Raw genomic sequence first — 23,495 nt, 5'->3', positions numbered from 1 at the left:
CCCTCCGACCCGGCCCTGCGCCGGGTCGGTGCTATTGGGCACCAGGAAACCGTCAGGGAGGCATGGAGCGCATGCGTGAGATCGACCTGCTGATCGAGGCCGGCTGGGTGGTGCCGGTCGAGCCGCACGCGGTGGTGCTGGAGCAGCACGCCGTGGCGGTGGACGCCGGCCGCATTGTCGAGCTGCTGCCGATCGCCGAGGCCCGCACGCGCTACGCGCCGCGCGAAACCGTGAGCAGGCCCAAGGCCGCTCTGATTCCCGGCCTGGTCAACGTGCATGTGCACAACCCGATGACCCTGATGCGCGGCCTCGCCGACGACCTGCCTTTGATGACCTGGCTGAACGAGCACATCTGGCCGGTCGAGGGCGCGGTGATCGGCTGCGAATTCGTCGGCTGCGGCGTCGAGCTGGCGGTGGTCGAGATGCTGCGCGGCGGCACCACCACCTGCAATGAGAACTACTTTTTCCCGGATGCCGCGGCGGCGACTTACCGGCGCATGGGCTTCCGCGCCTGCGTCGGCCTGCCGGTGATCGATTTCCCCACCGCCTGGGCGGCCTCCGACGACGAGTACTTCGACAAGGCGCTGGAGCTGCACGACGCCCTGCGCGGCGACGCGCTGGTCAACACCGCCTTCGTGCCGCATGCGCCCTACACGGTGAAGGACGCGAGCTTCGAGCGCATCCGCCTGCTCGCCGACCAGATGGGTCTGGTCGTGCACTGCCATGTCCATGAGACCGCGCAGGAGGTCGAGGACTCGCTGAAGCAGTACGGCCAGCGCCCTCTGGCGCGCCTGCAGCGGCTGGGCCTGGTGAACTCGCAGCTGCTGGCCATCCACATGACCCAGCTGACGCCGGCCGAAATCGAGCTGTGCGCGGCCAATGGCGTGTCGATCGGCCACTGCCCCGAGTCCAACCTGAAGCTGGCTTCGGGCTTCTGCCCGATCGAGGCCCTGCGTCGCGCCGGCGCCAACATCGCCCTGGGCACCGACGGCTGCGCCAGCAACAACGATCTCGACATGTTCGGCGAGATGCGCACCGCGGCGCTTCTGGCCAAGGGCGTGGCCATGGACGCTGCCGCCCTCGATGCACCCAGCGCCCTGCGCATGGCCACCCTCGGCAGCGCGCGGGCGATGGGCATGGAAGAGACAGTCGGTTCGATCGAGCCCGGCAAGGCCGCGGACCTCGTGCTGGTCGATCTGGATCAGCCCGAGTCGCAGCCCTTCTACAACGTGATCTCGCAGCTGGTCTACGCCGGCGCGCGCCAGCAGGTCAGCGATGTCTGGATCAACGGCCGCGCGCGCTTGCGCGATCGCCAGCTGGTCGATGTCGATCTCGAAGCCTTGATGGCGCGCGTGGCCGAATGGCGTACGCGGATCGCCGCGATCCCGCGGCGCCACTGAATTTGCGCGGGCGAACGGGTCTGAGCCCTGCTCCGATCGCGCACTGGAGTCACTGATGAACCTCCCCGCTGCAAATCACAGCTCGCGCCGCGAGAACGTCGACCCCGCCGAGCTCGCGCGCTTCGGCCAGCTGGCTGCGCGCTGGTGGGACCCGAACGGCGAGGCCCGCCCGCTGCATGACCTGAACCCCGCGCGCCTGGGTTACGTCGCCGAGCGCGTGAAGCTGGACGGCGCCGAGGTGCTGGACGTCGGCTGCGGCGGCGGGCTGCTGTCCGAGGCGCTGGCGTCGCGAGGCGCTCGCGTCACTGCCCTCGACCTGTCGCCTGAAGTGCTGGAGGCTGCGCGTCTGCACCTCTACGAATCGGGCCTCAAGGTCGACTATCGCGAACAGTCGGTGGAGTCGCTGGCCGAGGAGTGTCCCGCGCGCTTCGATGTCATCACCTGCATGGAAATGCTCGAACACGTGCCCGATCCCGCCTCCGTGGTCGAGGCCTGCGCGCGCCTGCTGAAGCCCGGCGGCCGGCTGTTCCTGTCGACGCTCAACCGCACGCCTGCGGCCTTCGGGCTTGCGATTGTCGGCGCCGAGTACGTGATGCGCCTGCTGCCGCGTGGCACCCACCGCTATGCGCAGTTCATACGCCCCTCCGAGCTGGCCGGCGCGATCCGCGGCGCCGGGCTGGAGCTGGAGGACGTGAGCGGCCTGCACTACAACCCGCTCACCCGCTCGGCGACGGTGGGCGGCCACACCCAGGTCAACTACCTCGCCTGCGCCTTCACGCCGGAGGCCGGCCGTGGCTGAGCGTGGGGCGGTGCTGTTCGATCTTGACGGCACCCTGGTCGACAGCGCGGCCGATCTTCTGCACGCGGCCAACGTGCTGCGCGCCCGGCGCGGGCTTGAAGATTTCTCGATGGCGCCGTTCCGGCCCTTCGTCTCGCGCGGCGCGCGCGCCATGCTGGGTGCTGCGCTGCCGGGATTCACGCCGGAGGATGAGTCCACGCTGGCGGAGTTCCTCGGCGTGTACGCCGAATCCGTGGCCGCGCATTCGCGCCTGTTCCCCGGTGTGGCGACCCTGCTCGATGCGATCGAGGCACAGGGCCTGCGCTGGGGCATCGTCACCAACAAGGCCGAGGGCCTCGCGCGCCCGCTGTGCGAGGCACTGGGCCTGTTGCCGCGCTGCGCGGTGCTGATCGGCGGCGACAGCCTGCCGCAGCGCAAGCCGCATCCTTTGCCCCTGATCGAAGCCTGCCGGCGCATCGAGGCCGCGCCCGCCGCCAGCCTCTACCTGGGCGATGACCCGCGCGACATCGAGGCCGCCCACGCGGCCGGCATGCGCGGCATTGCCGTCGACTGGGGCTATTACGACCCGGCGCATCCGCCGGCGGCCTGGGGCGCGCAGCGGGTGATCAGCGCGCCCGCCCACCTGCTCGACGAGCCCCTGCTGCGGGAGCGCGCGGCATGAGCGAGGCCAGCCTGCAGGCGCAGCTCCAGAAGCTGGAGTCGCGCCGTCCCGAGCTGGCCCTGCAGATGATCTTCCTGCCGGCCGCGCAGCGCGATCGCATCGCGCTCTGGTACGCGCTGCAGGACGAGATCGAGGAGGCCTGCTTCGAACTCTCCGAGCCCTTCATCGCCCAGACCAAACTCGGCTGGTGGGCCGAGGAGCTGGAGCGCGGCGCCCGCGGCGAGGGGCGTCATCCGCTGGTGCAGGCTTTCTTCGACCTGCCGTCGGCACGCGCGGCCGATGCCGCGCTCTGGCGCGGTCTGCCGCGTGCCGCGCTGGAGCTGGTCGAGCGCGAACTGGCGCCCGGCTCGGTCACGCAGGCGCTGGCGGCGCTGCGCCCCTTGGCGTCCGCCTTCGATCAGCTCGAGCGCGCCATGTTCGGCGGCGACAGCGCGGAGTCGCTGATCGCGATCGAACTGCTGCTGCGTCGTCAGCAGCGCGCGGCCATCGGCCATCACGCGCAGGCGCGCCTGCCGCGCAATCTGCTGGCCCGCCATGGGCTGGCGCCGGCGCATCTGGCCGAGCCTGACAAGCGCGCGCCGCGCGCTGCCTTCGCCCGTGACTTCGCGGAGGAGTTGCGCGCTGTGCAGCCCTCGGTGCGCCCCCGCAGCGCACGGCCGCGGGCTCTGCAGAGTGCGGTGCTGGGCTGGCAGCTGGAGCGACTGGTCCGGCATGGCGAGCCGGCGGCGCCGCGCGGTTTCGGCCTGATGCTCTCCCTGTGGCGCGCCGCCCGCGGCAGTGCGCCGCTGCCGGGTTGAGCGGGCTTCCCGCGACACACTGTTGTCGCGAGCGTGCGCGAGCACTCAGCTTGGGGCGGGTATAGTCGTCCGCAGTCCCTGGTACGCCGATCCTGCCCGGCGCCGTGGTGCCTTCCGATCCGCGCCAAATGTGCATGCACGATCGTGAAGGCTTGACGTGAAGGCGACAGCCCCCCACCTAAGGTGCAGCCGGCCAACCCCATGACCGATTACGAGGAGACACCTGTGTCCCCACCCATTGCAGACAACGCCGTACGGGCGATGCCCGACATCGCCTCCGAGGCCAAGCCCGCCGTTGCCGGCGTGCTGGACTGGGTGGGTATGGGCCAGATCGAAGTGCCGGTGAGCATCGCCGCTGCCGACGGCAAGTCGGTGACCAGCGGCGCACGCGTCACCGCCTTCGTGAATCTCAAGCGCCCCGACGTGCGCGGCATCCACATGTCACGGCTTTACCTCCACGTCGACAAGACCCTGTCGAACGAGGCGCTGTCGCCGACCAGCCTGCGACGGCTGCTGAAGGATTTCCTGGAGTCGCACGCCGATCTGTCCGACCGCGCTTTCGTGCGCGTCGAGTTCGAGCACCTGGTGCGCCGGCGCGCGCTGAAGAGCGACAACTCCGGCTGGAAGAGCTACCCCTGCGTGATCACCGGCCTGATGGAACACGGCCAGTTCCAGGTCGAGCTGTCGGTGCAGATCCCCTACTCCAGCACCTGCCCCTGTTCGGCAGCGCTGGCGCGGCAGCTGATCCAGGAGCAGTTCCAGACCGACTTCCCGGCCGGTGCCGGCGTCGAGCGCGAAGCCGTGCTGGCATGGCTTGGCACCGAGCGCGGGATTCGTGCCACGCCGCACAGCCAGCGTTCGACCGCCGAGGTGCGCGTGCGCCTGCTGCCGTCCTTCGCCAACTTCCCGATCATCGATGTGATCGACCGCATCGAGGACGCGCTGAAGACGCCGGTGCAGTCGGCGGTGAAGCGCGAGGACGAGCAGGCCTTCGCGCTGTTGAACGGCGAGAACCTGATGTTCTGCGAGGACGCTGCCCGGCGCATGCAGGCCGCGCTCAATGCCGACGAGCGTATTGCCGATTTCTGGGTGCGCGCCTCGCACTATGAGAGTCTGCATCCGCACAACGCGGTGGCAGTGGCGGTCAAGGGCGTGCCCGGCGGCTACGCCAGCGGCCTCGACTGGATCGGCCGGCTGTCCGATCACCACTGATCGACGTTCTCAAGCACAAACGGAAAACCCCGGCTCATGGCCGGGGTTTCTGTTTTCAGCATGCGTCGATGCTCACCAGAACGGTCGCCACCACGGACCCCAGTAGGGCGAGCGATAGGGATAGGCGTAGCGCGGGTCGATGCGCTCCTCGCGCTCTTCCCACAGATAGACGACCTCGGCGTCCAGCTTCGGATACTTGAATGGATAGGCGCCGATGCTGCGTTCTTCGAAACCGCCGACTCGGCCGGTGAAGGTGACATCGCGGCCCTCGGCGAATAGCGCGGGGTCGTAGAAGCCTCCGCGGCAGGCGATGAAGCGGCCGTCGGTGACCTCGCGCTTGCGCTGCGGCCGTCCGCTCGCGTCGAGCGGACGCGACAGCACGACGAAGCAGGTGCGCGCGGACTCCGGCTCGACCGCGATCAGGCTGCCGCCCCAGCGCACGCTGGCACCTGGCGCGCCCTGCGCGCTCGCCTGTTCCGGGCTGATGGCGCTGAACTCGCCGCGGATTGGCGCGGGGCCCGTGGCGCAGGCGCCGAGGCCCAGGGCTGTGAGAAGTGGAATTGCCAATCGAAGACGAGTGCGCATGGCGATGCTCCGTGGGTGGCGCTGGGTTGGCGGTCGGATCAGCGGTTGCGCTGCGTCCGGAGTCGACGTGGCCGGAAGCTTCGCAGGGCGTGGATCAAGGCTCTGCGAGCCTGCTCATCGACTTCGGCAGCGTAGCGCTGGTCACTGTAATCCCGACTGAGTCGGCGCAGATCCTCGGCCAGAGGGGGCAGGGCCCTCGCCGCGCGCTCGCCGTACGCCAGCGGCGCTTCGTGCGGCGCACGCACCACCCCGCGCCGCGCCAGCCGCGCGCAAAAGCGCAGCCAGGCGGCGACCAGGGGGTCGGCGGGCCGATTGCCGCCGCGCAGCACCAGCCACAGGGTCGCAGCCAGCGCCAGACCGAAAGCGGCGAGCAGGGCCAGGCCGACCTCGCGCCAGTCCGAGGCGTCAACGCCAAGGCTGAGCAGCAGGCTGCGCTGGCGCGCGGCATTGAAGCCGAGGATGACCGTGTTCCAGCCGTGTCGCAGCCAGTCAACCGAGTCGAGCAGCGTGCCCAGCACGGTGAAACTACTGCGGGTGTTGCTGCCGCCGAGCCCTTCGCCGCTGCGGATTCGCTCTGGCGCCACCGCCGCCGTCGGGTCGATGCGCACCCAGCCGCGGCCCTGCATCCAGATTTCGCTCCAGGCGTGGGCGTCGGACTGGCGCACCAGCACGTAGTCACCCATCGCGTTGTGGAAGCCGCCGTGGTAGCCGGTGACCACGCGCGCCGGAATCCCGGCCATGCGCATCATCACCGTGAAGGCCGAGGCGAAGTGCTCGCAGTAGCCCTCGCGCGTCTCGAACAGGAAGTCGTCGACGCTGTCGCGGCCCAGAGGCGGAGGCAGCAGCGTGTAGGTGAACTCGCGGTTGAAGCGTTCCAGCGCCTCGCGTACCAGCTGCGCCTCGTCGAGACCGCGCGCGCGCCAGCCGGCCACCAGCTCGGCGGTGCGCGGGTTGTAGCCGCCGGGCAGGGCCACGAACTGCTGACGGAGCTGGCGCGGCAGATCGGCATCGAAGCGCGCGTCCGGCGCCGAGCGCAGGCGATGGCGGCTGAGCGCGGCCAGCGGTCGCTGGGCAATCAGGCTGCGGTCGCGGTTCAACCGCAGCGGGTTGTCGGCGGTCGCGTCGAGCGGGTCGCCCGGTACGTCCAGCGCCAGCACCCAGCGGCGATCGGTGGGCTCCTGGATCAGTTCATACTCGAGCCACTCTGCCCCGGGCTCCAGCGCCGGCGCCTCATACTGGCGCAGCCACGCCGAAACGGTCCAGGCGCGGCCGTCGAACTCGCTGAGCACGGGCCCGCGCCAGTACAGCTCATTGGGCTCCGGTCGTCGGCTGCTGAAGTTCACCCGCAGGACCGGCGTGTCGTCGATGAACAGCGCGCTGATATCGCCCGGCGCCATCGACTCGCTGAGGCCCGTACGCGCTTCGCCGGCATTGCCAGGCAGCCCCCACAGCGGCTGCGCCAGTCGCGGGAACAGCAGGAACCCGACGAACGCCAGCGGCAGCGACAGCAGCATCAGCAGCCCGGTGGCGCGCAGGCGTCGGGCGAGTCCCGGCGCTTCCGCAGGCGCGCCGGTCTCGAGTTCGCTGGCTCTTGCGAGCGAGGTCAGGATCAGCACCGCCGCGATCAGCGCCAGCACCAGGGTCAAGGGTCCCTGATCTTGCAGAAAGGCCGCCATGATCGCGAACAGGCTGAAGCTCAGCAGGCTGCGCGCGTCACGCAGGCTGTGGGTTTCCAGCAGCTTCAGCGCAAGCATCGTGGCGAGCAGGCCGGCGCCGGTGTCGCGACCGAAACGGAAGCCGTAGGTATAGAGGACCAGCCCGGCCACGCCGAGAGTCAACAGCAGGCGCAGCCAGGCGGGGATGTGGGCGCCGCGCAGGCCGGCGCCAGCACCGGCCAGGGCCAGCAGCAACAGCAGGGGGCCCAGCCAGCCCTCCAGATGAAGGCCCAGCGGCAAGAGGGCCATCAGGCCGGCGGCCGCACACCAGGCGAAGACCGCGATTGGCAGGCGCGGCCGCGGGTTGCCGCCGAGGAGCGTCCGGTTGATCCTCGCGACCAGCACGCTCACGGCAGCAGGGCCAGGGCGCGCAGGCCCGCATGCAGGTGGGCTTCGCCGCGGCCCGGGCCGATGTGCTCGCCGGGCAGGATCAGCTCCGAGCGCAGGCCGCGGCGCTCGGCCTCGACCAGCCAGCGCGCCAGACGCTGGATCCGCAGCTCGGCCGGCAGGTGCAGCAGCTGGGCGTAGTCAAGGCGGACCTCGATGCCGGCCGGGCTTTCGAACTCGCGCACGATCAGGCGACCGAGCTGGGCGCTGCGCTTCCAGGCCATCAGCCGCAGCGGGTCGCCCTGGCGGTGTTCACGCAGGCCGTGAACCTCCTCGCTGGGGCTGCGCTGCCGGCGCTGGCCGCTGAGGCTGCCGTCCCCGGGCAAGGGCGGCGCCTGCGGCTCCAGGCGCGGATACACCAGCACCTCGCCCTGCGGGTTCAGCCAGCTCCAGGCCACGAACAGGCCGAGCGGCCAGCGCGTCGACAGCTTGATGCGACCGATCGGATGCAGGCCGCGGGTCGATGTGTCGTAGGGCAGGGCTGGACTGGCGTAGCGCTCGGGCAGCACCTCGAACACTTGCCCCTGCCCTGCACGCTCGACGCGCAGGCCGCGGCGGATGCGGGAGCCCTCGCCTTCGAAGCGCAGCCGCAGCTCGGTGGATTCGCCGGCATGCACGGGAGGGGCGGACACTTCGACCAGCCGCAGGCCCAGCAGGCCCAGCCATCCGCGCAGCAGGGCGGTATGGACGCTGGAGGCGATCAGGAATACCAGCATCAGGGCCGGGTTGTTGTTGTAGTTCAGGGCGCCCACGAACATCGCCAGCAGCAGCAGGCTGAAGAACAGCCCGAAGCCGCTGGGCAGCACGTAGATCCTGCGGCGGTGGATGGCAATCGGCAGCGCCTCCGGCTGGCGCAGGCGGGTAAGCGCCGGCAGGCGACGCTCGGCCTGCGCCTCCAGGAACTGCCACAGCCGCGCCCGCACGCCGCGCACGTTCGGAGACCTCAGGCTTCGACCGCGACCGCGGCGAGCAGCCGGCGCGCGAGGTCTTCCGGGCTGCCGCGGCCAGACTCCACCACCAGCCGGTGCGCGGTGGCCTCGACGAACAGGGACTGCACGTCCTCCGGCAGGACGTGCGCGCGCCCGGCCAGCAGGGCGTGCGCGCGTGCCGCGCGCAACAGCGCCAAGCCCGCGCGTGGCGACAGGCCGACCCGCAGGCCGACGAAGCTGCGGCTGGCGGCAAGCAGACGCTGCACGTAGTCGACCAGCGCGTCCGAGGCATGTACGGCGCTCACCGCCTCGCGCAGGGCCAGCACGTCCTGTGCCGACAGCTGCGGCGCGCTGCGCTGGATCAGCTCGCGGCGATCCGCGCCGGCCAGCATGGCGCGCTCGAATTCGGCCTGCGGATAGCCCATCGACACTCGCAGCAGGAAGCGGTCGAGCTGCGAGTCGGGCAGGGGAAAGGTGCCCGACAGATCCACCGGGTTCTGCGTGGCGATGACGAAGAAGGGGTGCGGCAGCGCGTGGCAGCTGCCGTCGATGGTGACCTGCTGCTCGGCCATGGCCTCCAGCAGCGCGCTCTGCGTGCGCGGCGGTGCGCGGTTGATCTCGTCGGCCAGCAGCAGCTGCGTGAACACCGGGCCCGGGTGGAAGCGGAAGCCGCGTTGCTCGGCCTCGTAGACCGACACACCAAGGATGTCGGAGGGCAGCAGGTCGGCAGTGAACTGCAGGCGCTGGAACTCGAGGCCCAGCGTCGCCGCCAGCGCGCGCGCCAGGGTGGTTTTGCCGAGGCCCGGCAGATCCTCGACCAGCAGATGACCGCCGGCGAGCAGGCAGGCAAAGGCCAGCTCGACCTCGCGCGGCTTGCCCAGCACCAGGGCATTGACCTGGGCAAGCGCGGCGCTGAGGGCGCTGCGGCTCGCCTCGGGTAGGATCGCGGCCGTTCGGGCGGTGGCAGGCATGGGCAGTCCCTTGGAGCGGTGGCGGGAGAACAGACAAGATGTCGAGTGTAGACGCGCCGTGGTGAGCGCCGCATGCGTGTGCCTAGGCAGGTGGATCTGTCGATGAGCGCTGGGGCTGACGCGACCGAAGCGCGCATCGCGAGGCTGTTCTGGGGCCTGTGGAGCCTGCTGCTGGGCCTGCGGTTTCTGCTTTCCGCGCAGCTTCCGCTGTTCGGCGACGAGGCCTTCTATGCCTGGGAATCCCGCCACCCGGCCTGGGCTTATTCGGATCTACCGGGCTTCACCGCGGCCTCGATCGCGGTCGGGCGCTGGCTGAGCGACGACCCGTTCGGCATCCGCGTGTTCAGTCTGGTGCTGGGTGCGCTGCTGCCGCTGCAACTGCTGCGCATCGCCGATGCAGCGGGACTCGCTGCGCTGCGGTGGCGGGTCGGTCTGCTTGGCCTGCTGCTGCCCCTGCTGTCGCTGAACGGCCTGCTCGCCCTGCCCGAGCCAGCGCTGCTGATGGCTGCCGCGTTCTGCCTGCACGCCCTGCTGCGCCTGCAGGCGCTGGGCTCCGGGGTGCACTGGAAGCGGGCGTTGTGGCCGTGGGCCGAGCTGCTGCTGGGCCTTGCGCTGGGGGCCCTGACCCACTACCGCTTCCTGGCGGTGCTCGCCGCCGGCGGCCTGGCCCTGCTGTGCGTGCCCGCGGCGCAGCTGCTGCTGCGCGATGTCCGCCTGTGGCTGGTCGGGCTGTTGGGCCTGTGCGCCTGGCTGCCGCTGCTGCTGTTCGATGCCGGCGGCGAACAGGCGGGCTGGCGGTTCCAGTTCGTCGAACGTCATCCCTGGGCCTTCCAGCCGACGGCCCTCGCGGTGCCGCTCGAACAGGCGCTGATCGCCACGCCGCTGGCCTGGCTGCTGATGCTGCTCGCACTGCCGCACGCCTGGCGCGAACGCGCCCAGGCGCCGGGGCCGGCCCTGCTCGCGGTGGCGGGCGGTGGGCTCCTGCTGGGGCTGTTCCTGGTCGGCCTGTTTGCCGACCGCGAGCGGGTGTCCTTCCACTGGCCCCTGGTCGGCCAGCTCGCGCTGCTGCCCCTGCTGGCGAGGCAACTGGAGTTGGTCGGGCCGGTTCTGCGCCGCTGGACCTGGGGCCTGCTGGGTGTCGGCACGCTGTGCGCGACCGCCCTCTGCCTGGCGCTGGCTCTGCCGTCCGGGCGTGCCCTGCTCGCCGGGCACACCGATCTCGCCGACAACTTCACCGATGTCCGGCCGCTGGTCGAAGCGATCGATGCCCGCCTGCAGGCGCTGCCGCCATCGACCCGGCTGCTGGCGGACAACTTCCTGCTCGCTGCGCGGCTCGTGCAGCAGCGCGGTGGCGACGCCGGTTTCGGGGTGATGGATCACCCGCGCAACGCCAAGCACGGCCGGGCGCGACAGCTCGAGCTCTGGGGCATGGACGAAGCCGCGTGGCGGGGCCGCGATGACGCTTCCCGCCTGCTGGTGGTCGAGGAAACCGCCCTTGGCCTGCGCATGCGTCAGCCCTGGCAGCAGGCCCTGTGCGAACGCCTGCCCGGCCTTCGCTGGGTCGACGAAGTGCAGGTGCACGGCGGCACGCAGCGCTATCTGCTGTTCGAGCAGCGCCACGGAGGCGATCCGGGCTGCAGCTTCGCGCCGCTGGCCTATCTCGACCATCCGGCGGAGGGGGCGCGTCTTGGCCGACGCTTCCGCCTGACCGGATGGGCCATCCAGGACGGTGCCGGGCTCGACCGCGTCGAGGTGATGGTGGCCGGCATCGTGGTCGCACAGGCCCGCAGCGACGTTGATTTCCCGGGGGTAAAGGCGATGTGGCCGGGCTCCACGGATCCGCGGCATCCGCGGGTCGGGATCGAGGCCGAGCTGGTGGTGCCTCGGCATCTGCGCGGATGGCAGGCGCTGTCCCTGCGCCTGCATGGCCGCGACGGCCGTGTGCGTGAGTTGCCGATGGCGCGGGTCCATATCGCGCCCTGAGCGCGCTGCGACCCGCGGGCGAGCAGGCGACGCGCTCCCGGCGGAAAGGATTGGCCGTCAGGGAGGCGTCGAGGCTCCGGAGGACGCCGCGCGGTCGGCAGTGCCCGGCACGCGCGCCTGGAGCGTGGCGCGCACGCCGCCGACCGCTCAGTCGGGCGAACGGCGCAGCGCTGCGGGCTCCCGTGCGGCCTGCTCGATCGCCGCCTGGGTCGCGTCATCGAGTTCGGCGCCGGCGGTTTCCAGGCGTTCCAGCTGCGCGGCGATGGTCGCGCGGGCACGGGCGAGGGCGCCCTCGGCCTGCTTGAGTTCGTGCAGGCGTGCGGTCGCACCGTGCCGGGAAATCCACAGCCGGTGCTCCAGCAGGTCGCGCAGGGCCTGCTGCACGCGCTGGTCGGCGTCCAGCGAGGCCCGCGCCACCGCACCGATATCGGCGGGGACGCGCCCCACCACGTCCTGCATCGCGCTCATCCGCTCGCGGGTCCGCAGCAGCAGGCGCTCCATTTCGTCGGCGCCCTCCAGCAGCCGGATCAGAGCGCGCTGGCGGCTGGCGGCACGGTGGAAAGGAATCCACGCGAGCAGGCCGATCAGGCCGAATGCGGCGAACAGTGCAAGGATCAGTTCCACGCCGGAGGCGTCCGTCAGGCTGCGGGAGCGGGCCGTCGAGTCTGAACCATCGTCTTCGCCCGCGGCAACGCGGCGGGCTGTGGGGCCGCCAATGTTTGACGCTTCGGCATGCGCCGCCTATCATGGCGCGCTTATGTCCACGAACCTGCCCGAGACGGTCGATGCCGTGCGCATGCTGTCGGGTCGGCGCTGCTTCGAGGGCAGCCTGCCGATTTCGGCCTTCGCGCGCTTTGCCGAGGCGCTTGAACGCAGTGCCGGTGACGTCAGCTACGCGCTGGAGTTCGGACGCGATGCGCTGGGTGTCGACTTCCTCGATATCCGCGCGAGCTGCACGCCCTGGTTGACCTGCCAGCGCACCCTGGAGCCCTACCAGCAGCCGCTGGAAGTGGCCCAGCGCCTCGGTCTGATCAGGCGAGAAGCCGACGAGGCCGGTCTGCCGGAAGGCTACGAACCGCTGCTGCTGCCGGAAGATCGCCAGCTGCAGCTGCGTGAGCTGATCGAGGACGAGCTGATCCTGGCGCTGCCGCTGGTGCCGGCACGGCCCGACGCCGAACTGCCCGAGCAGTACGTCGAAATCGCCGAGAGCGTGGAAGAGCCGAAGCCCAACCCGTTCGCGGCGCTGGCGGCGCTCAAGAAGAACTGACGGAGCTCCCGCTCCGACACCCCGTGAAGCCGACCCATGCACGGGTCGGATTGCCCAGTAAACGTTAGACCTGAAGATTCGAGCTGGAGAGTTCCCATGGCAGTGCAGAAGAGCCGCGTCACCCCCTCCAAGCGCGGCATGCGCCGTTCGCATGACGCCCTGACCGCGAAGCAGCTGGCGACCGACCCGACCACGGGCGAGACCCATATCCGCCATCACATCACCAAGGATGGCTTCTACCGCGGCAAGAAGGTCATCAACGTCAAGTCGGCGGTCGACGCCGAGTAAGGCGTGCGGCGCCCGCTTCGGCGGGCGGTGCTGTCCAGCGTGACCCAAGGCGGCGGGCCGCGAGGCCTGCCGCCTTTGTCGTGTCCGGCGTTTGTCGGCGGTCGCTTGAAGGTCGGATGACAGCCTCGGTGGGCAATAGCTGGACTGCGCCGCGTCCGCTGCCGGTGCTGCGGCAAGTTCGCTCCGACCCGAGCGTGTCCAGCGCTGGCAGCGCTGTCGCATTGCCGTCATCATTCACGACCCGCTGAAAGCCTGACCGGCGCGATCAGGCCAAGGCCCTGAGGCCGCGCGCTCCGGCGCGATTCTGTCGCGGGGTCCACCCGCCATCCACCCAGGAGACACCGATGCCTTTTGCTCGCATTCTCGGAACGGGCAGCTACCTGCCCGAGCGCGTCGTCACCAACGACGAACTCGCGCAGCGCATCGAGACCTCCGACGAGTGGATTCGCGAGCGCACCGGCATCGGCCAGCGCCACGTCGCCGCCGAGGGCCAGACCACCGTCGATCTTGCCGAGCAGGCGGCGCTGCGTGCGCTGGAAGCCGCAGGCGTCAAGGCCAACGAGATCGATCTGCTGATCCTCGGCACCACCACGCCGGATCTGGTGTTCCCGTCCTCGGCCTGCCTGCTGCAGCACCGGCTCGGCGCCAACGGCTGCGCCGCCTTCGACGTCAATGCGGCCTGCTCGGGCTTCATGTACGCGCTGGGCACGGCCAACGCGATGATCCGCAGCGGCATGGCGAAGAAGGCGCTGGTGATCGGCGCGGAAACGCTGACCCGCATGCTCGACTGGGACGACCGCACCACCGCCGTGCTGTTCGGTGATGGCGCCGGCGCCGTGGTGCTGGAGGCCAGCGAAGACCCCGGCATCCTGTCCACGCATCTGCACGCGGACGGCGGCTATGGCCATCTGCTGGCGACCCGGGTTGGCGTGTCCAAGGGCTTCGAGCCCGGCGAGCCCAACGCTGGCCTGCGCATCCACATGACCGGCAACGAAGTCTTCAAGGTCGCGGTCAAGACGCTGGACGCGGTGGTCGAGGAGACCCTGCAGGCCAACGGGCTGGACAAGAGCGACCTCGACTGGTTGATTCCACACCAGGCCAATCTGCGCATCATCAGCGCCACCGCGAAACGCCTCGACATGTCGATGGAGCGGGTGATCGTCACCGTCGATCGCCATGGCAACACGTCCGCCGCATCGGTGCCGCTGGCGCTCGACGAAGCGGTGCGCTCGGGCAAGGTGCAGCGCGGCGAGCTGCTGCTGCTGGAAGCCTTTGGCGGTGGCTTCACCTGGGGCTCGGCGCTGATCCGCTACTGATTGGCGTGGGAGCGGCGCGGGCAAGACCCTACGCCCCGGTACAGACGGGTCGCCATACCCTTCACGTATGATGCGCGGCTTCCCACGGCCAGCCGAGCCAAACGCACGTGAGTTCCAGCGCCATCGCCTTCGTGTTTCCGGGCCAGGGGTCGCAAGCGCCCGGCATGCTCGTCGATCTCGCCGAGCGTCATCCGTCCGTCATCGAAAGCTTTGCCGAAGCCTCGGCCGGTGCCGGCGTAGATCTTTGGGCGATCGCTTCGGCGGCGGACGACGTTCGCCTCAACCAGACCGAATTCACCCAGCCGGTGCTGCTGGCCGCCAGCGTCGCCCTGTTCCGGCTGTGGCGCGCGCAGGGCGGTTGCCTGCCGGCGCGTCTTGCCGGCCACAGCCTCGGCGAATACAGCGCCCTCGTTGCTGCCGATGCCCTTTCGCTTTCTGATGCCGCCGCCCTGGTGCGCGAGCGCGGCCGCCTCATGCAGGCGGCGGTGCCCGCCGGCAGCGGTGCCATGGCGGCGGTGCTGGGCGCCGATGATGCCGTGCTCGAGGACGTCTGCGCGGCGGTTTCCTCCGCGCGCGTGGTGGTTCCGGCCAATTACAACTCGCCCGGCCAGATCGTGATCGGCGGGCATGCCGAGGCGGTGGACGCGGCGATCGCGGCGCTGGCCGAGCGCGGCGTGCGCAAGGCGGTCAAACTGGCCGTCAGCGTGCCCTCGCACACGCCGCTGATGCGCGAAGCTGCGGATGCACTGGCTGCGCGCATCGCGGCGACGCCGCTGCGCCTGCCCAGCCTGCCGCTGGTGCACAACGTAGATGCCGGCATCGCCACCGATCTCGACGCGCTGAAGGCGGCGCTCGTGCGCCAGCTCTACCTGCCGGTGCGCTGGACCGACTGCGTGCAGCAGATGATCGCCGCCGGCGCCAGCCGCTTCGTCGAATGTGGCCCGGGCAAGGTGCTCGGCGGCCTGATCAAGCGCATCGACCGCAGCGTTGAATCGAAATCCCTGGGCAGCGTCGTCGACTTCGAGGACGCGCTGAACGGCTGGGGCGGAAACTTGAGTAAGGAGAGCAACTGACGCAATCAGTTGCTTGGGCGCGTATTGTGTTCTTCGTGTTCAGGTGGTCCGCGCAGGAGATGATGATGAAGTTTCTTTCGAAGCTATCGTTGCTGTTGGTCCTACTCGCTGGGCCTGCCCACGCGTATTTTTCGGTGCCACGGACTGAGCCAATTCAACCCGTCGCTGGTCAAGAATTCGATGTTCTGATCGACGTTGGCGGGTGCCATGGTTTCGTGTTTCCTTTCCCTGGGCAGCCAGGGCCAAGGATTGAGCTGGTTGGGAGCACGATTCGCCTGTTTGAGCCGGGTGCTATTGATCTTTTCTGCAACCTTCCGGATGCAACCAAGCGAATTGGAGTGCCAGCGCTGCCCGAAGGCTCATACACCATTGAGGTTTATATGATTCGATTGCCACAACGGGAAGAGATCCTTCTGTCGACTTTGGCTATATCTGTCGTAGGGGCGCCGCCGCAGTCGCCTGCAGTAGTTCCTACCTATTCGCTTGCTGGCTTGATGATTCTTGTTGTGGCTATGGTCGCGGTAGCTCGTAAGCGCATGTTGAACGTGCTGGTGCTCGGATTAAGTGTGCAGTTATGTGGTCTTGACTTTCGCCCGGCTTACGCACAAGCAACAGCACCTCCTAAGCGAATTCTGGCACTGGTAGACTCGGGTAGCACAGTTACCGCCCAAATAATAGTTAACTCCACCGCGTTCGGGGCCGGTCAGCCTGGGCTGATTACGCCCGGCCTCGCTGTCCAGAGCCCCAGAAAAGCAAATTACCTGCTGTCCTTGCGTGCAGAAGGTCAGTTCCTGCATCACCTTCAGCTTAACCCGGAGCTCCCTCGGTCCATGTTGGAGCGGTATATAGTCATTGACTATCCCGATCAAGCAAATTTGCAGGAGGCGGTGGATGCGCTGCTGGATGATCCTACATTCGCTTTTGCTTATGTGCCCGAAGATGTTTCATTTCACTCTGGGGCAGCGGAGCCTTCCGTTGGTTGGCTATTGGGTACCCCCCAGCAGCCCTGGCGGACGATGTTGGGTTTGGAGAACGTATATAGTGTAACGGGCGGGTGGAGTGTGGTCGGTGTTATTGACAATGGGGTTCAGCCCGACCATCCGGCTCTGCGGGCTTTTTCTGCTAGCGGGCAATTTTGGGGGGGCAATTTATTGCCCGAGTTCTCTGTCCATGTCGCCTTGCGTGCGCCTTGGGGTTGGCCACAGGAATACGTTTACGATTTTGACGTTGATGAGATGCGCCAAGTTGCGGCTCCTCCCGCTTGTGATGACGGTTCAGGACTCATGCAGCCGGCGTTTGCTGGTCACGGCACTCACGTCGCTAGTCTGATTTCTGGGCGCGATGCGAACGGTTCTGGGGTTTCTGGAGTGTGCCGGCATTGCGGCATAATGGCTTGGCGGGTTTCGGAGACCGCCTGCTTTTCTAGCTCGGGCGGGCCTATCGTCGCCTCTGTCCTCGCGGACGAAAGTCGAATTGTTGCCGCCCTCACTCACCTTAGTGACATCGGTGCACAGGTCGTTAACCTTAGCTTCGGATCCGCAATCCAAGAGCGCTGCTCCAGTTCGGCGGGTCAATTGAACGCCTACTGTCTGGCGATTTCGACCGCTTCTTACCGCGGTGTCTTAATGGTCGCGTCCTCGGGGAACAACCGTCTTCCGATAAATTTCCCTGCCGAAGATCCCCGCACGGTTTCTGTGGGCGGTTCGACCGACTTTCCGTCTTTCTGGAGCGATCGAATGGATCTTCCCGGATCGATCCGAGTGGGAGAATGCCCGAACCCCGCGCTGTTTTCTCCTGGGTCGCCCGTGGGCACAGAGTGTGGTTCTAATTACACCGCTCCTGGCTCTGCGGCTCTGGCGCGTCAGGAAGTTGTCTTGCCCGCCCTGAACGTTCGTTCGGCAGTCTACGTTGGCAAAGACTGGAACCCGGTCCTCGGTTGTGGAGACTCTGCTGGCGGGGGCAGTGCAAGTGACGGCTACGGGACTTGCACTGGCACTTCAATGTCGGCGCCGATTTACAGTGGGATTGCCGGGATTGTGCGTTCAGCAAACCCCCTGCTGATGCCTGGTCAGCCGGTTCCGACTGCTGGGGCCGCGAAAGGTGTGCGGACCTTGATCGCGGAGCATTCCAGCATTCCTGGAACTTTTGCCACTTGGGATGCGCGATATGGTCACGGCATTCCTGACGCGTTCGGCTCACTCATCTCGGTGTTTGGATCGCCCAACGGGCGAATGCTTCGAAATCGGTTGACGCCCCTGTTTTCGTTCTATAACGCCAGTGCGCGTGATTGGGCTTATACCAGTACTCCACAGAGTGCGCTCGCGTTCACATTGTATTCTCCCACCACCTATACGCCCACGGGGGCGCCGATAGTGGGCTACCCGTCGTTGCCGGAATCTCCAACGATCGTGCCGCAACCGCCGCAACCGCTCGCACAAGTGTTCGTGATGACAACGCCTCAGAAGTTCTCGTCCGAACAGCCGGGCCTGATTCCTTTATATTGGATGAGTCGCGATTCTTCCTATCCTCCAGGCTGCACTGGCGGCAGTGGATGCAATATGGCGAACAAGGATCATCTGTTATTGACTCAAACCTCTGAGATTGAAACTGCCCGGTTGGCTGGGTACACCTATCGGGGCATCCAAGGCTACGTGTTCCAGCGCTGCGCACCTGAGCCGTCCTGTATGCCGCAAGGTACCGTGCGCCTGCATCGACTTTGCAAAGTGTCCGACAACGACTGCGCGGTATTTCCGGAGCAGGAGCGTCCGGGCATGTGGGCCAATGGCTTCACCACTGTGTTCCCAGGGGGCTCACAAGAGGTCATGGGCTACGCCTATCCCAATATCGATTCTGACGCTGATGGGCTGATAGACGGCTTTGAGTACGTTATTGGCACGCGTCCTGACCTCGCGGATTCAGACGGGGACGGAATCCCCGATGGTGTCGAATTCCCCCTTGCTGGCGTACAGGTGTCAGATCCATGTGTCGGGACGAACGTCCGTTGCAGCGGGCCGCCTGGCCGAATCTTCTTGAACGGTTTCGAGAGCTTTTGATGGAGTACAAGATGCACCAGCCCCTCGCAGGCGAAATCGCCCTCGTCACCGGCGCCAGCCGCGGCATCGGTGCCGCCATCGCCGACACATTGGCTGCCCAGGGCGCCAAGGTCATCGGCACTGCCACCTCGGAATCGGGAGCCGCCGCCATCGGCGAGCGCTTGGCAGCGAACGGCGGCGCGGGCCGCGTGCTTGACGTGGCGGACGGCGCCCAGGTGGAGGCGCTGATCGAGGCCATCGGCAAGGAGTTCGGCGCCATCGGCATCCTCGTGAACAATGCCGGCATCACCCGCGACAACCTGCTGATGCGGATGAAGGACGAGGATTGGCAGGCCATCCTCGACACCAACCTGAGCTCGATCTTCCGCACCAGCAAGGCGGTGATGCGCGGGATGATGAAGGCGCGCCGTGGCCGCATCATCAACATCGCCTCGGTCATCGGGGTCACCGGCAACGCAGGGCAGGCGAACTATGCCGCCGCCAAGGCCGGCATCATCGGCTTCTCGAAGTCGCTGGCCAAGGAGATCGGCAGCCGCGGCGTCACCGTCAACGTGGTGGCGCCGGGCTTCATCGATACCGACATGACCCGCTCGCTGCCGGAAGACGCGCGCAGTGCGCTGCTCGGCCAGATCGCGCTGGGGCGCTTGGGCGAAGCGCAGGACATCGCCAATGCGGTGGCCTTCCTGGCCGGGCCGAACGCCAGCTACATCACCGGCGAGACCCTGCATGTGAACGGTGGTATGTATATGCCCTGACGCGCCCTGCGCGTCCGGGTCGCAGCTGCAAGACAACGAATCGCAAGCCCGTCGGGCGCAGACGGGTGGCCGGAACCGCGCGTTGGTGCGGTCTGGCGGTTCCCACTACAATGCGCCGAGTTTTCCGTCAGAGGAATTGAACCCCATGAGCAGCATCGAAGAACGCGTCAAGAAGATCGTCGTGGAACAGCTGGGCGTCAAGGAAGAGGAAGTCACCCCTAACGCCTCCTTCGTGGACGATCTGGGCGCGGACTCGCTCGACACCGTTGAGCTGGTGATGGCGCTCGAGGAAGAGTTCGAGTGCGAGATCCCGGACGAAGACGCCGAGAAGATCACCAGCGTGCAGCAGGCGATCGACTACGTGAAGGCTCACGTCAAGTCGTAATGCCGCTGCCGCGCGAGGCCCGCGGTGCGAGCCTCGCCAGCGTTTGAAGAGGCCGCCCCCGTCGTCCGACGGGGCGGCTTTCTTTTGCGGCGATCCCGCATCCGTTTCCCGTCGGCGCGTCATGCGTCGGCCACTGAACAGCAGCCGGGCGCGACGAGCGCCGGCACGGAGCCAGCATGAGCAAGCGTCGCGTCGTCATCACCGGCATGGGCATCGTCTCGCCGGTCGGCAATGATCTCGCCACTGCCTGGGACAACATCTCCCACGGCCGCTCGGGCATCGGCCCGATCACCAGCTTCGACGCCAGCGCGTACGCCACGCGCATCGCCGGCGAAGTGCGCGATTTCGATCCTGCCGCCTACATCCCGGCCAAAGAGGCCAAGCGCATGGATCCCTTCATCCACTACGGCGTCGCCGCCGGACTGATGGCGCTGAAGGATTCCGGCCTCGAAGTCAGCGAAGCCAACGCCGAGCGCATCGGCACCATCATCGGCTCGGGCATCGGCGGCATCCTCGGTATCGAGGACACCACCGCGCGGCTGCTGGAAGGCGGCCCGCGCAAGGTTTCGCCTTTCTACGTGCCGAGCACGATCATCAACATGGTCTCGGGCCACCTGTCGATCCTGACCGGCATCAAGGGCCCGAACTTCTCGGCCGTCTCCGCCTGTGCCACCGCCAACCACTCGGTGGGCATGGCGATGCGCCTGATCCAGTACGGCGATGCCGACGTGATGGTCGCCGGCGGCGCGGAGCGCGGCAGCAGCCCGACCTCGGTCGCCGGCTTCTGCTCGATGAAGGCCATGTCCACCCGCAACGACGACCCGACCCGCGCCTCGCGGCCCTGGGACAAGGAACGCGACGGCTTCGTCATGGGTGACGGCGCCGGCGTGCTGGTGCTGGAGGAGTACGAGCACGCCAAGGCCCGCGGCGCGCGCATCTACTGCGAGCTGGCCGGTTTCGGCGCGAGCTCCGACGCCTACCACATGACCGCCCCGGCCGAGGACGGCGAGGGCGCGGCGCGCTGCATGACCGCGGCCCTGCGCGATGCCGGCATCAATGCCGACCAGGTCGGCTACCTCAACGCCCACGGCACCTCGACGCCGCTCGGCGATCTCGCCGAAACGCTGGCGATGAAGCGCGCCTTCGGCGACCACGCCTACCGCACCCTGGTCAGCTCGACCAAGTCGATGACCGGTCATCTGCTGGGCGCGGCCGGCGGCGTCGAGGCGATCTTCAGCATCCTCGCGCTCTACCACGGCCTGGTGCCACCGACGATCAACCTGGATGAGCCCGGCGAGGGTTGCGATCTCGACTACGTGCCCAACGTGGCGCGCGAGGCCAGGATCGAGGTCGCGATGTCGAACGGCTTCGGCTTTGGCGGCACCAACGGCACGCTGGTGTTCCGCCGCGTCTGACGCGCCGGAACCCCTCGCGTCGGCGCGTCCCGCATGCACTGCGTCCTGCCGCCCGCTGCGGTTGATCTGCCCGCTGTCGATCTCCTCGACCTGCATCGGGCCGAGCCGGAGTTCTTCCCCTGTCTGCTGGAAAGCGCGGCCCAGGGCGGCCGCGCCCGCTACCACCTGCTGCTCGCCGCGCCCGAGGGCGGTTTCGCGCTGGGCGCCGACGGCCTGCTGCGCGATCTCGACGGTCGAGTTCTGACGGGCGGTTTCCTCGATCAGCTCGACCGCACCTTCGCTGAAGTAAAAGCGCCTGCGCGCGACGATGGCCTGCCCTTCGGCGGCGGCTGGGCCCTGCTGCTGGGCTATGAGCTCGCCGCCGAGATCGAATCCAGCGTGCCGCGTCTCGCCGCCCCCGGCGACCTGCCGATCGCGCTGGCCCTGCGCTGCCGCGCGGCGATCCTGCGCGACCGCGAATCCGGCGACGCGTACGCCGTCGTCGAAGCCGACCATCCGCAGGCCGAGGTCCTGATCGAGCGCCTGCAGCGTGCGTGGGCCGGGGCCGCGGAGGCACCGATCGAGACCAGGGACGCTTCGTCGGCAGCGCCCGCACTGCCCGCACTGCCCGCCCATCGCATCGACGAAGCCGACGGCGCGCACTTCGAGTCCGGCGTGCGCCGCATCCTCGACTACCTGCGTGCGGGCGACGTGTTCCAGGTCAACCTGTCGCGGCCCTGGCGCGTGAGCTTCGATGCAGCACCCGCGCCGGCGGATCTGTACGCCCGGCTGCGCGCGGCCAATCCGGCGCCGTTCGCGGGTCTGCTGGCCTGGCAGGACTGGGCGGTGCTGAGCTCCTCGCCCGAGCGCCTGCTGTCGCTGCGCTCGGGGCTCGCCGAGACGCGGCCGATCGCCGGCACGCGCCCGCGCCAGCCCGGCGATGCGCTGGACGACGCGCGTCGTCGCGCCGAGCTGATCGGGCACCCGAAGGAGCGCGCCGAGCACATCATGCTGATCGATCTGGAGCGCAACGACCTGGGCCGGGTCTGCGTGCCGGGCTCGGTCGAAGTCGACGAGCTGATGGGCCTCGAAAGCTATGCCCACGTGCACCACATCGTCAGCAACGTGCGCGGTCGGCTGCGTCCCGAGGTCGGGCCGGGTCAGGCGATCGCCGCGGTGTTTCCGGGCGGCACCATCACCGGCTGTCCCAAGGTGCGCTGCATGCAGATCATCGCCGAGCTGGAGGGCGAGGGCCGCGGGCCCTACACCGGCGCGCTGGGCTACCTCGACCGCAGCGGCGATCTCGACCTCAACATTCTGATCCGCAGCCTGTGGCTGCGTGGCGCGCAGGCGGGGTTCCGCGCCGGTGCCGGCATCGTCGTCGACTCCGAGCCTGCGGCCGAACTGGCCGAGACGCGGGCCAAAGCGCGCGGCGTGCTGCGCGCCTTCGATGAACACGCACCGAGTGGCGTGCTGCGCGCAGTCGATGAGTTCGCTGCGCGCGGCGAGCCGCCCGCGTTTGAGGGGCGGGCTCCGCACGGCCCGTCGACGGAGAGCGCAGGGCTCGTCGCCCATCCTGTGGTCGAGTCCGCGGACGCGCCGCCTGCGGCCCTGTCTACTGCCGAGGCCATGGACCAAACCTCTCATCGCCCGCAGCCCGAGCCTGCGCCCGCCAATGCCGGACGCCGCGCCTGATGCGCGTCGGCGTGCTGATCGACGGCGCGCCCGCCGATGCGGTCGGCGTTGACAGTCGTGCGCTCAACTATGGAGACGGCCTGTTCGAAACCCTGCTGGTGCAGCACGGACGTGCGGTCTGGCTGGGCGAGCACCTGGCCCGCCTGCGTCGCGGCTGTGAGGCCCTGGGTTTGCGTATGCCCGATCCCGACCTGCTGGCCTTCGAGGCCGAGCAGCTGTGCGCGGGCCAGCAGCGCGCGGTGCTGAAGATCCTGCTGGCGCGCGAGGGGGCTGGCCGCGGCTACGCGCCGGAGCCCGGGGCGCGCAGCCAGCGCATCCTGAGCCTGCATGCCGCGCCGCCGCTGGTCGCGGCGGATTACGTCGAAGGCGTCAGCCTGCGCTGGTGTGAAACCCGCCTCGCCCTGCAGCCTCGGCTGGCCGGCTTCAAGCATCTGAACCGCATCGAGAACGTGCTGGCGCGCGCCGAACTGGCGAACACCGGCGCGGCCGAGGGGCTGATGCTCGACACCGCGGGTCGCGTCACCTGCGCCACCGCAGCCAACGTGTTTGCCCTGCGTGGCGGTCGCCTGCGCACGCCTTCGCTGCGCGCCGCCGGCATCGCCGGCATCTGCCGCGACTGGGTCATGACCCGCGCCGAGGTCGAGATCGGCGAGCTGCTGCCACAGGACATCGAGCGCGCAGACGGCGTGTTCGTCTGCAGCAGCCTGCGCGGTATCCTGCCGGCTGCCCGGCTGGGTGCGCGGACCTATCGCCCCCAGCCCCTGATTGCCGGCCTGCAGGCCCAGCTCTGGAGCGAGGTTCCGGCGCTGGCGCCGCAGGCCTGAAGGAGC

Annotated in this window: 20 protein-coding genes and 1 pseudogene; 16 read left to right on the top strand and 5 right to left on the bottom strand. The window is 68.6% G+C overall.

The features are described 5' to 3' along the window. The first annotated feature begins 62 nt into the window (after positions 1-62). The 5 genes from Q0654_RS03335 to folE2 all read left to right on the top strand — a co-directional run bounded on the left by Q0654_RS03335 (position 63) and on the right by folE2 (position 4,869). Entirely contained in the window at positions 63-1,400 is a 1,338-nt protein-coding gene (locus tag Q0654_RS03335; protein WP_343230114.1) for a TRZ/ATZ family hydrolase, read from the top strand. A gap of 55 nt (positions 1,401-1,455) precedes the next feature. Continuing rightward, a complete protein-coding gene (gene ubiG / locus Q0654_RS03330; RefSeq protein ID WP_298850451.1) occupies positions 1,456-2,199 on the top strand; it encodes a bifunctional 2-polyprenyl-6-hydroxyphenol methylase/3-demethylubiquinol 3-O-methyltransferase UbiG in 744 nt (247 codons plus the stop codon). After that, positions 2,192-2,860, top strand: coding sequence for a phosphoglycolate phosphatase (gene gph, locus Q0654_RS03325; protein WP_298850449.1), 669 nt, complete (start codon positions 2,192-2,194; stop codon positions 2,858-2,860). The genes ubiG and gph overlap by 8 nt, the downstream gene beginning before the upstream one ends. Beyond that, complete coding sequence (locus tag Q0654_RS03320; protein WP_298850447.1) at positions 2,857-3,657, top strand: squalene/phytoene synthase family protein; 801 nt, start codon at positions 2,857-2,859, stop codon at positions 3,655-3,657. Before gph ends, Q0654_RS03320 begins: the two co-directional genes overlap by 4 nt. A gap of 261 nt (positions 3,658-3,918) precedes the next feature. Continuing rightward, the gene (folE2, locus tag Q0654_RS03315; RefSeq protein WP_298850711.1) at positions 3,919-4,869 is read left to right on the top strand and encodes a GTP cyclohydrolase FolE2; all 951 of its coding nucleotides are present in this window, start codon (positions 3,919-3,921) and stop codon (positions 4,867-4,869) included. 72 nt (positions 4,870-4,941) lie between these two features. On the opposite strand, the gene Q0654_RS03310 is transcribed toward folE2, so the two are convergent. The 4 genes from Q0654_RS03310 to Q0654_RS03295 are packed head-to-tail and all read right to left on the bottom strand — an operon-like array spanning position 4,942 to position 9,456. Beyond that, positions 4,942-5,454: a Slp family lipoprotein gene (locus Q0654_RS03310; protein WP_298850445.1), complete on the bottom strand. Its 513-nt coding sequence runs from the start codon at positions 5,452-5,454 to the stop codon at positions 4,942-4,944. 38 nt (positions 5,455-5,492) lie between these two features. Continuing rightward, positions 5,493-7,520, bottom strand: coding sequence for a DUF3488 and transglutaminase-like domain-containing protein (locus Q0654_RS03305; protein ID WP_298850443.1), 2,028 nt, complete (start codon positions 7,518-7,520; stop codon positions 5,493-5,495). Then, positions 7,517-8,488: a DUF58 domain-containing protein gene (locus tag Q0654_RS03300; RefSeq protein ID WP_298850441.1), complete on the bottom strand. Its 972-nt coding sequence runs from the start codon at positions 8,486-8,488 to the stop codon at positions 7,517-7,519. The genes Q0654_RS03305 and Q0654_RS03300 overlap by 4 nt, the downstream gene beginning before the upstream one ends. Positions 8,489-8,499: 11 nt before the next feature. Continuing rightward, positions 8,500-9,456, bottom strand: a complete 957-nt coding sequence (locus Q0654_RS03295) for an AAA family ATPase (RefSeq protein ID WP_298850439.1) — start codon at positions 9,454-9,456, stop codon at positions 8,500-8,502. 102 nt (positions 9,457-9,558) lie between these two features. Here Q0654_RS03295 and Q0654_RS03290 point away from each other — a divergent pair, with 102 nt between their 5' ends. After that, positions 9,559-11,439 (top strand): glycosyltransferase family 39 protein, encoded by a 1,881-nt coding sequence (locus Q0654_RS03290; protein ID WP_298850437.1) that lies wholly within the window; start codon positions 9,559-9,561, stop codon positions 11,437-11,439. 147 nt (positions 11,440-11,586) lie between these two features. Here the strand turns inward: Q0654_RS03290 and Q0654_RS03285 are convergent, their stop codons facing one another. Next, positions 11,587-12,063: a hypothetical protein gene (locus Q0654_RS03285; protein WP_298850435.1), complete on the bottom strand. Its 477-nt coding sequence runs from the start codon at positions 12,061-12,063 to the stop codon at positions 11,587-11,589. 133 nt (positions 12,064-12,196) lie between these two features. Between Q0654_RS03285 and Q0654_RS03280 the strand changes: the two genes are divergently transcribed. The 10 genes and pseudogenes from Q0654_RS03280 (at position 12,197) to pabC (ending at position 23,489) form a co-directional block, all read left to right on the top strand. Further along, a complete protein-coding gene (locus tag Q0654_RS03280) occupies positions 12,197-12,706 on the top strand; it encodes a YceD family protein (RefSeq protein ID WP_298850433.1) in 510 nt (169 codons plus the stop codon). Positions 12,707-12,802: 96 nt separating this feature from the next. Beyond that, positions 12,803-12,994 (top strand): 50S ribosomal protein L32, encoded by a 192-nt coding sequence (gene rpmF / locus Q0654_RS03275; protein ID WP_298850431.1) that lies wholly within the window; start codon positions 12,803-12,805, stop codon positions 12,992-12,994. Between the two features lie 344 nt (positions 12,995-13,338). Further along, complete coding sequence (locus tag Q0654_RS03270) at positions 13,339-14,310, top strand: beta-ketoacyl-ACP synthase III (protein WP_298850429.1); 972 nt, start codon at positions 13,339-13,341, stop codon at positions 14,308-14,310. Positions 14,311-14,417: 107 nt separating this feature from the next. Continuing rightward, a complete protein-coding gene (gene fabD / locus Q0654_RS03265) occupies positions 14,418-15,383 on the top strand; it encodes an ACP S-malonyltransferase (RefSeq protein ID WP_298850427.1) in 966 nt (321 codons plus the stop codon). Between the two features lie 65 nt (positions 15,384-15,448). Then, on the top strand, positions 15,449-18,436 hold the full coding sequence (locus tag Q0654_RS03260; protein ID WP_298850425.1) for a S8 family serine peptidase: 2,988 nt from the start codon (positions 15,449-15,451) through the stop codon (positions 18,434-18,436). Positions 18,437-18,447: 11 nt separating this feature from the next. Next, complete coding sequence (gene fabG, locus Q0654_RS03255; RefSeq protein ID WP_298850424.1) at positions 18,448-19,191, top strand: 3-oxoacyl-ACP reductase FabG; 744 nt, start codon at positions 18,448-18,450, stop codon at positions 19,189-19,191. Between the two features lie 145 nt (positions 19,192-19,336). After that, positions 19,337-19,576 (top strand): acyl carrier protein, encoded by a 240-nt coding sequence (gene acpP, locus Q0654_RS03250; RefSeq protein ID WP_091237514.1) that lies wholly within the window; start codon positions 19,337-19,339, stop codon positions 19,574-19,576. Positions 19,577-19,752: 176 nt separating this feature from the next. Further along, positions 19,753-20,991: a beta-ketoacyl-ACP synthase II gene (gene fabF / locus Q0654_RS03245; RefSeq protein WP_298850423.1), complete on the top strand. Its 1,239-nt coding sequence runs from the start codon at positions 19,753-19,755 to the stop codon at positions 20,989-20,991. Between the two features lie 33 nt (positions 20,992-21,024). Beyond that, positions 21,025-22,416 (top strand): annotated as a pseudogene (locus tag Q0654_RS03240) (aminodeoxychorismate synthase component I); the annotation flags it as partial. A gap of 248 nt (positions 22,417-22,664) precedes the next feature. Further along, positions 22,665-23,489 carry an aminodeoxychorismate lyase gene (pabC, locus tag Q0654_RS03235; protein ID WP_298850422.1) on the top strand — a complete coding sequence of 275 codons (825 nt, stop codon included), beginning with the start codon at positions 22,665-22,667 and terminating at the stop codon, positions 23,487-23,489. The last annotated feature ends 6 nt before the right edge of the window (positions 23,490-23,495 follow it).

Origin of the sequence: uncultured Aquimonas sp., assembly GCF_937888285.1 — a bacterium.
In the GTDB taxonomy this organism is placed as follows: domain Bacteria; phylum Pseudomonadota; class Gammaproteobacteria; order Xanthomonadales; family Xanthomonadaceae; genus Aquimonas.
This window is presented reverse-complemented; position numbering and strand designations above follow the sequence as displayed.

Bases quoted from the DNA above. Each gene is read 5' to 3' on its own strand.
- fabF (WP_298850423.1), top strand. From the start codon at position 19,753: ATGAGCAAGCGTCGCGTCGTCATCACCGGCATGGGCATCGTCTCGCCG.
- Q0654_RS03295 (WP_298850439.1), bottom strand. From the start codon at position 9,456: ATGCCTGCCACCGCCCGAACGGCCGCGATCCTACCCGAGGCGAGCCGC.
- Q0654_RS03290 (WP_298850437.1), top strand. From the start codon at position 9,559: ATGAGCGCTGGGGCTGACGCGACCGAAGCGCGCATCGCGAGGCTGTTC.
- fabG (WP_298850424.1), top strand. From the start codon at position 18,448: ATGCACCAGCCCCTCGCAGGCGAAATCGCCCTCGTCACCGGCGCCAGC.
- pabC (WP_298850422.1), top strand. From the start codon at position 22,665: ATGCGCGTCGGCGTGCTGATCGACGGCGCGCCCGCCGATGCGGTCGGC.
- Q0654_RS03335 (WP_343230114.1), top strand. From the start codon at position 63: ATGGAGCGCATGCGTGAGATCGACCTGCTGATCGAGGCCGGCTGGGTG.
- Q0654_RS03320 (WP_298850447.1), top strand. From the start codon at position 2,857: ATGAGCGAGGCCAGCCTGCAGGCGCAGCTCCAGAAGCTGGAGTCGCGC.
- Q0654_RS03260 (WP_298850425.1), top strand. From the start codon at position 15,449: ATGAAGTTTCTTTCGAAGCTATCGTTGCTGTTGGTCCTACTCGCTGGG.
- ubiG (WP_298850451.1), top strand. From the start codon at position 1,456: ATGAACCTCCCCGCTGCAAATCACAGCTCGCGCCGCGAGAACGTCGAC.
- rpmF (WP_298850431.1), top strand. From the start codon at position 12,803: ATGGCAGTGCAGAAGAGCCGCGTCACCCCCTCCAAGCGCGGCATGCGC.
- acpP (WP_091237514.1), top strand. From the start codon at position 19,337: ATGAGCAGCATCGAAGAACGCGTCAAGAAGATCGTCGTGGAACAGCTG.
- folE2 (WP_298850711.1), top strand. From the start codon at position 3,919: ATGCCCGACATCGCCTCCGAGGCCAAGCCCGCCGTTGCCGGCGTGCTG.
- Q0654_RS03310 (WP_298850445.1), bottom strand. From the start codon at position 5,454: ATGCGCACTCGTCTTCGATTGGCAATTCCACTTCTCACAGCCCTGGGC.
- Q0654_RS03280 (WP_298850433.1), top strand. From the start codon at position 12,197: ATGTCCACGAACCTGCCCGAGACGGTCGATGCCGTGCGCATGCTGTCG.
- Q0654_RS03270 (WP_298850429.1), top strand. From the start codon at position 13,339: ATGCCTTTTGCTCGCATTCTCGGAACGGGCAGCTACCTGCCCGAGCGC.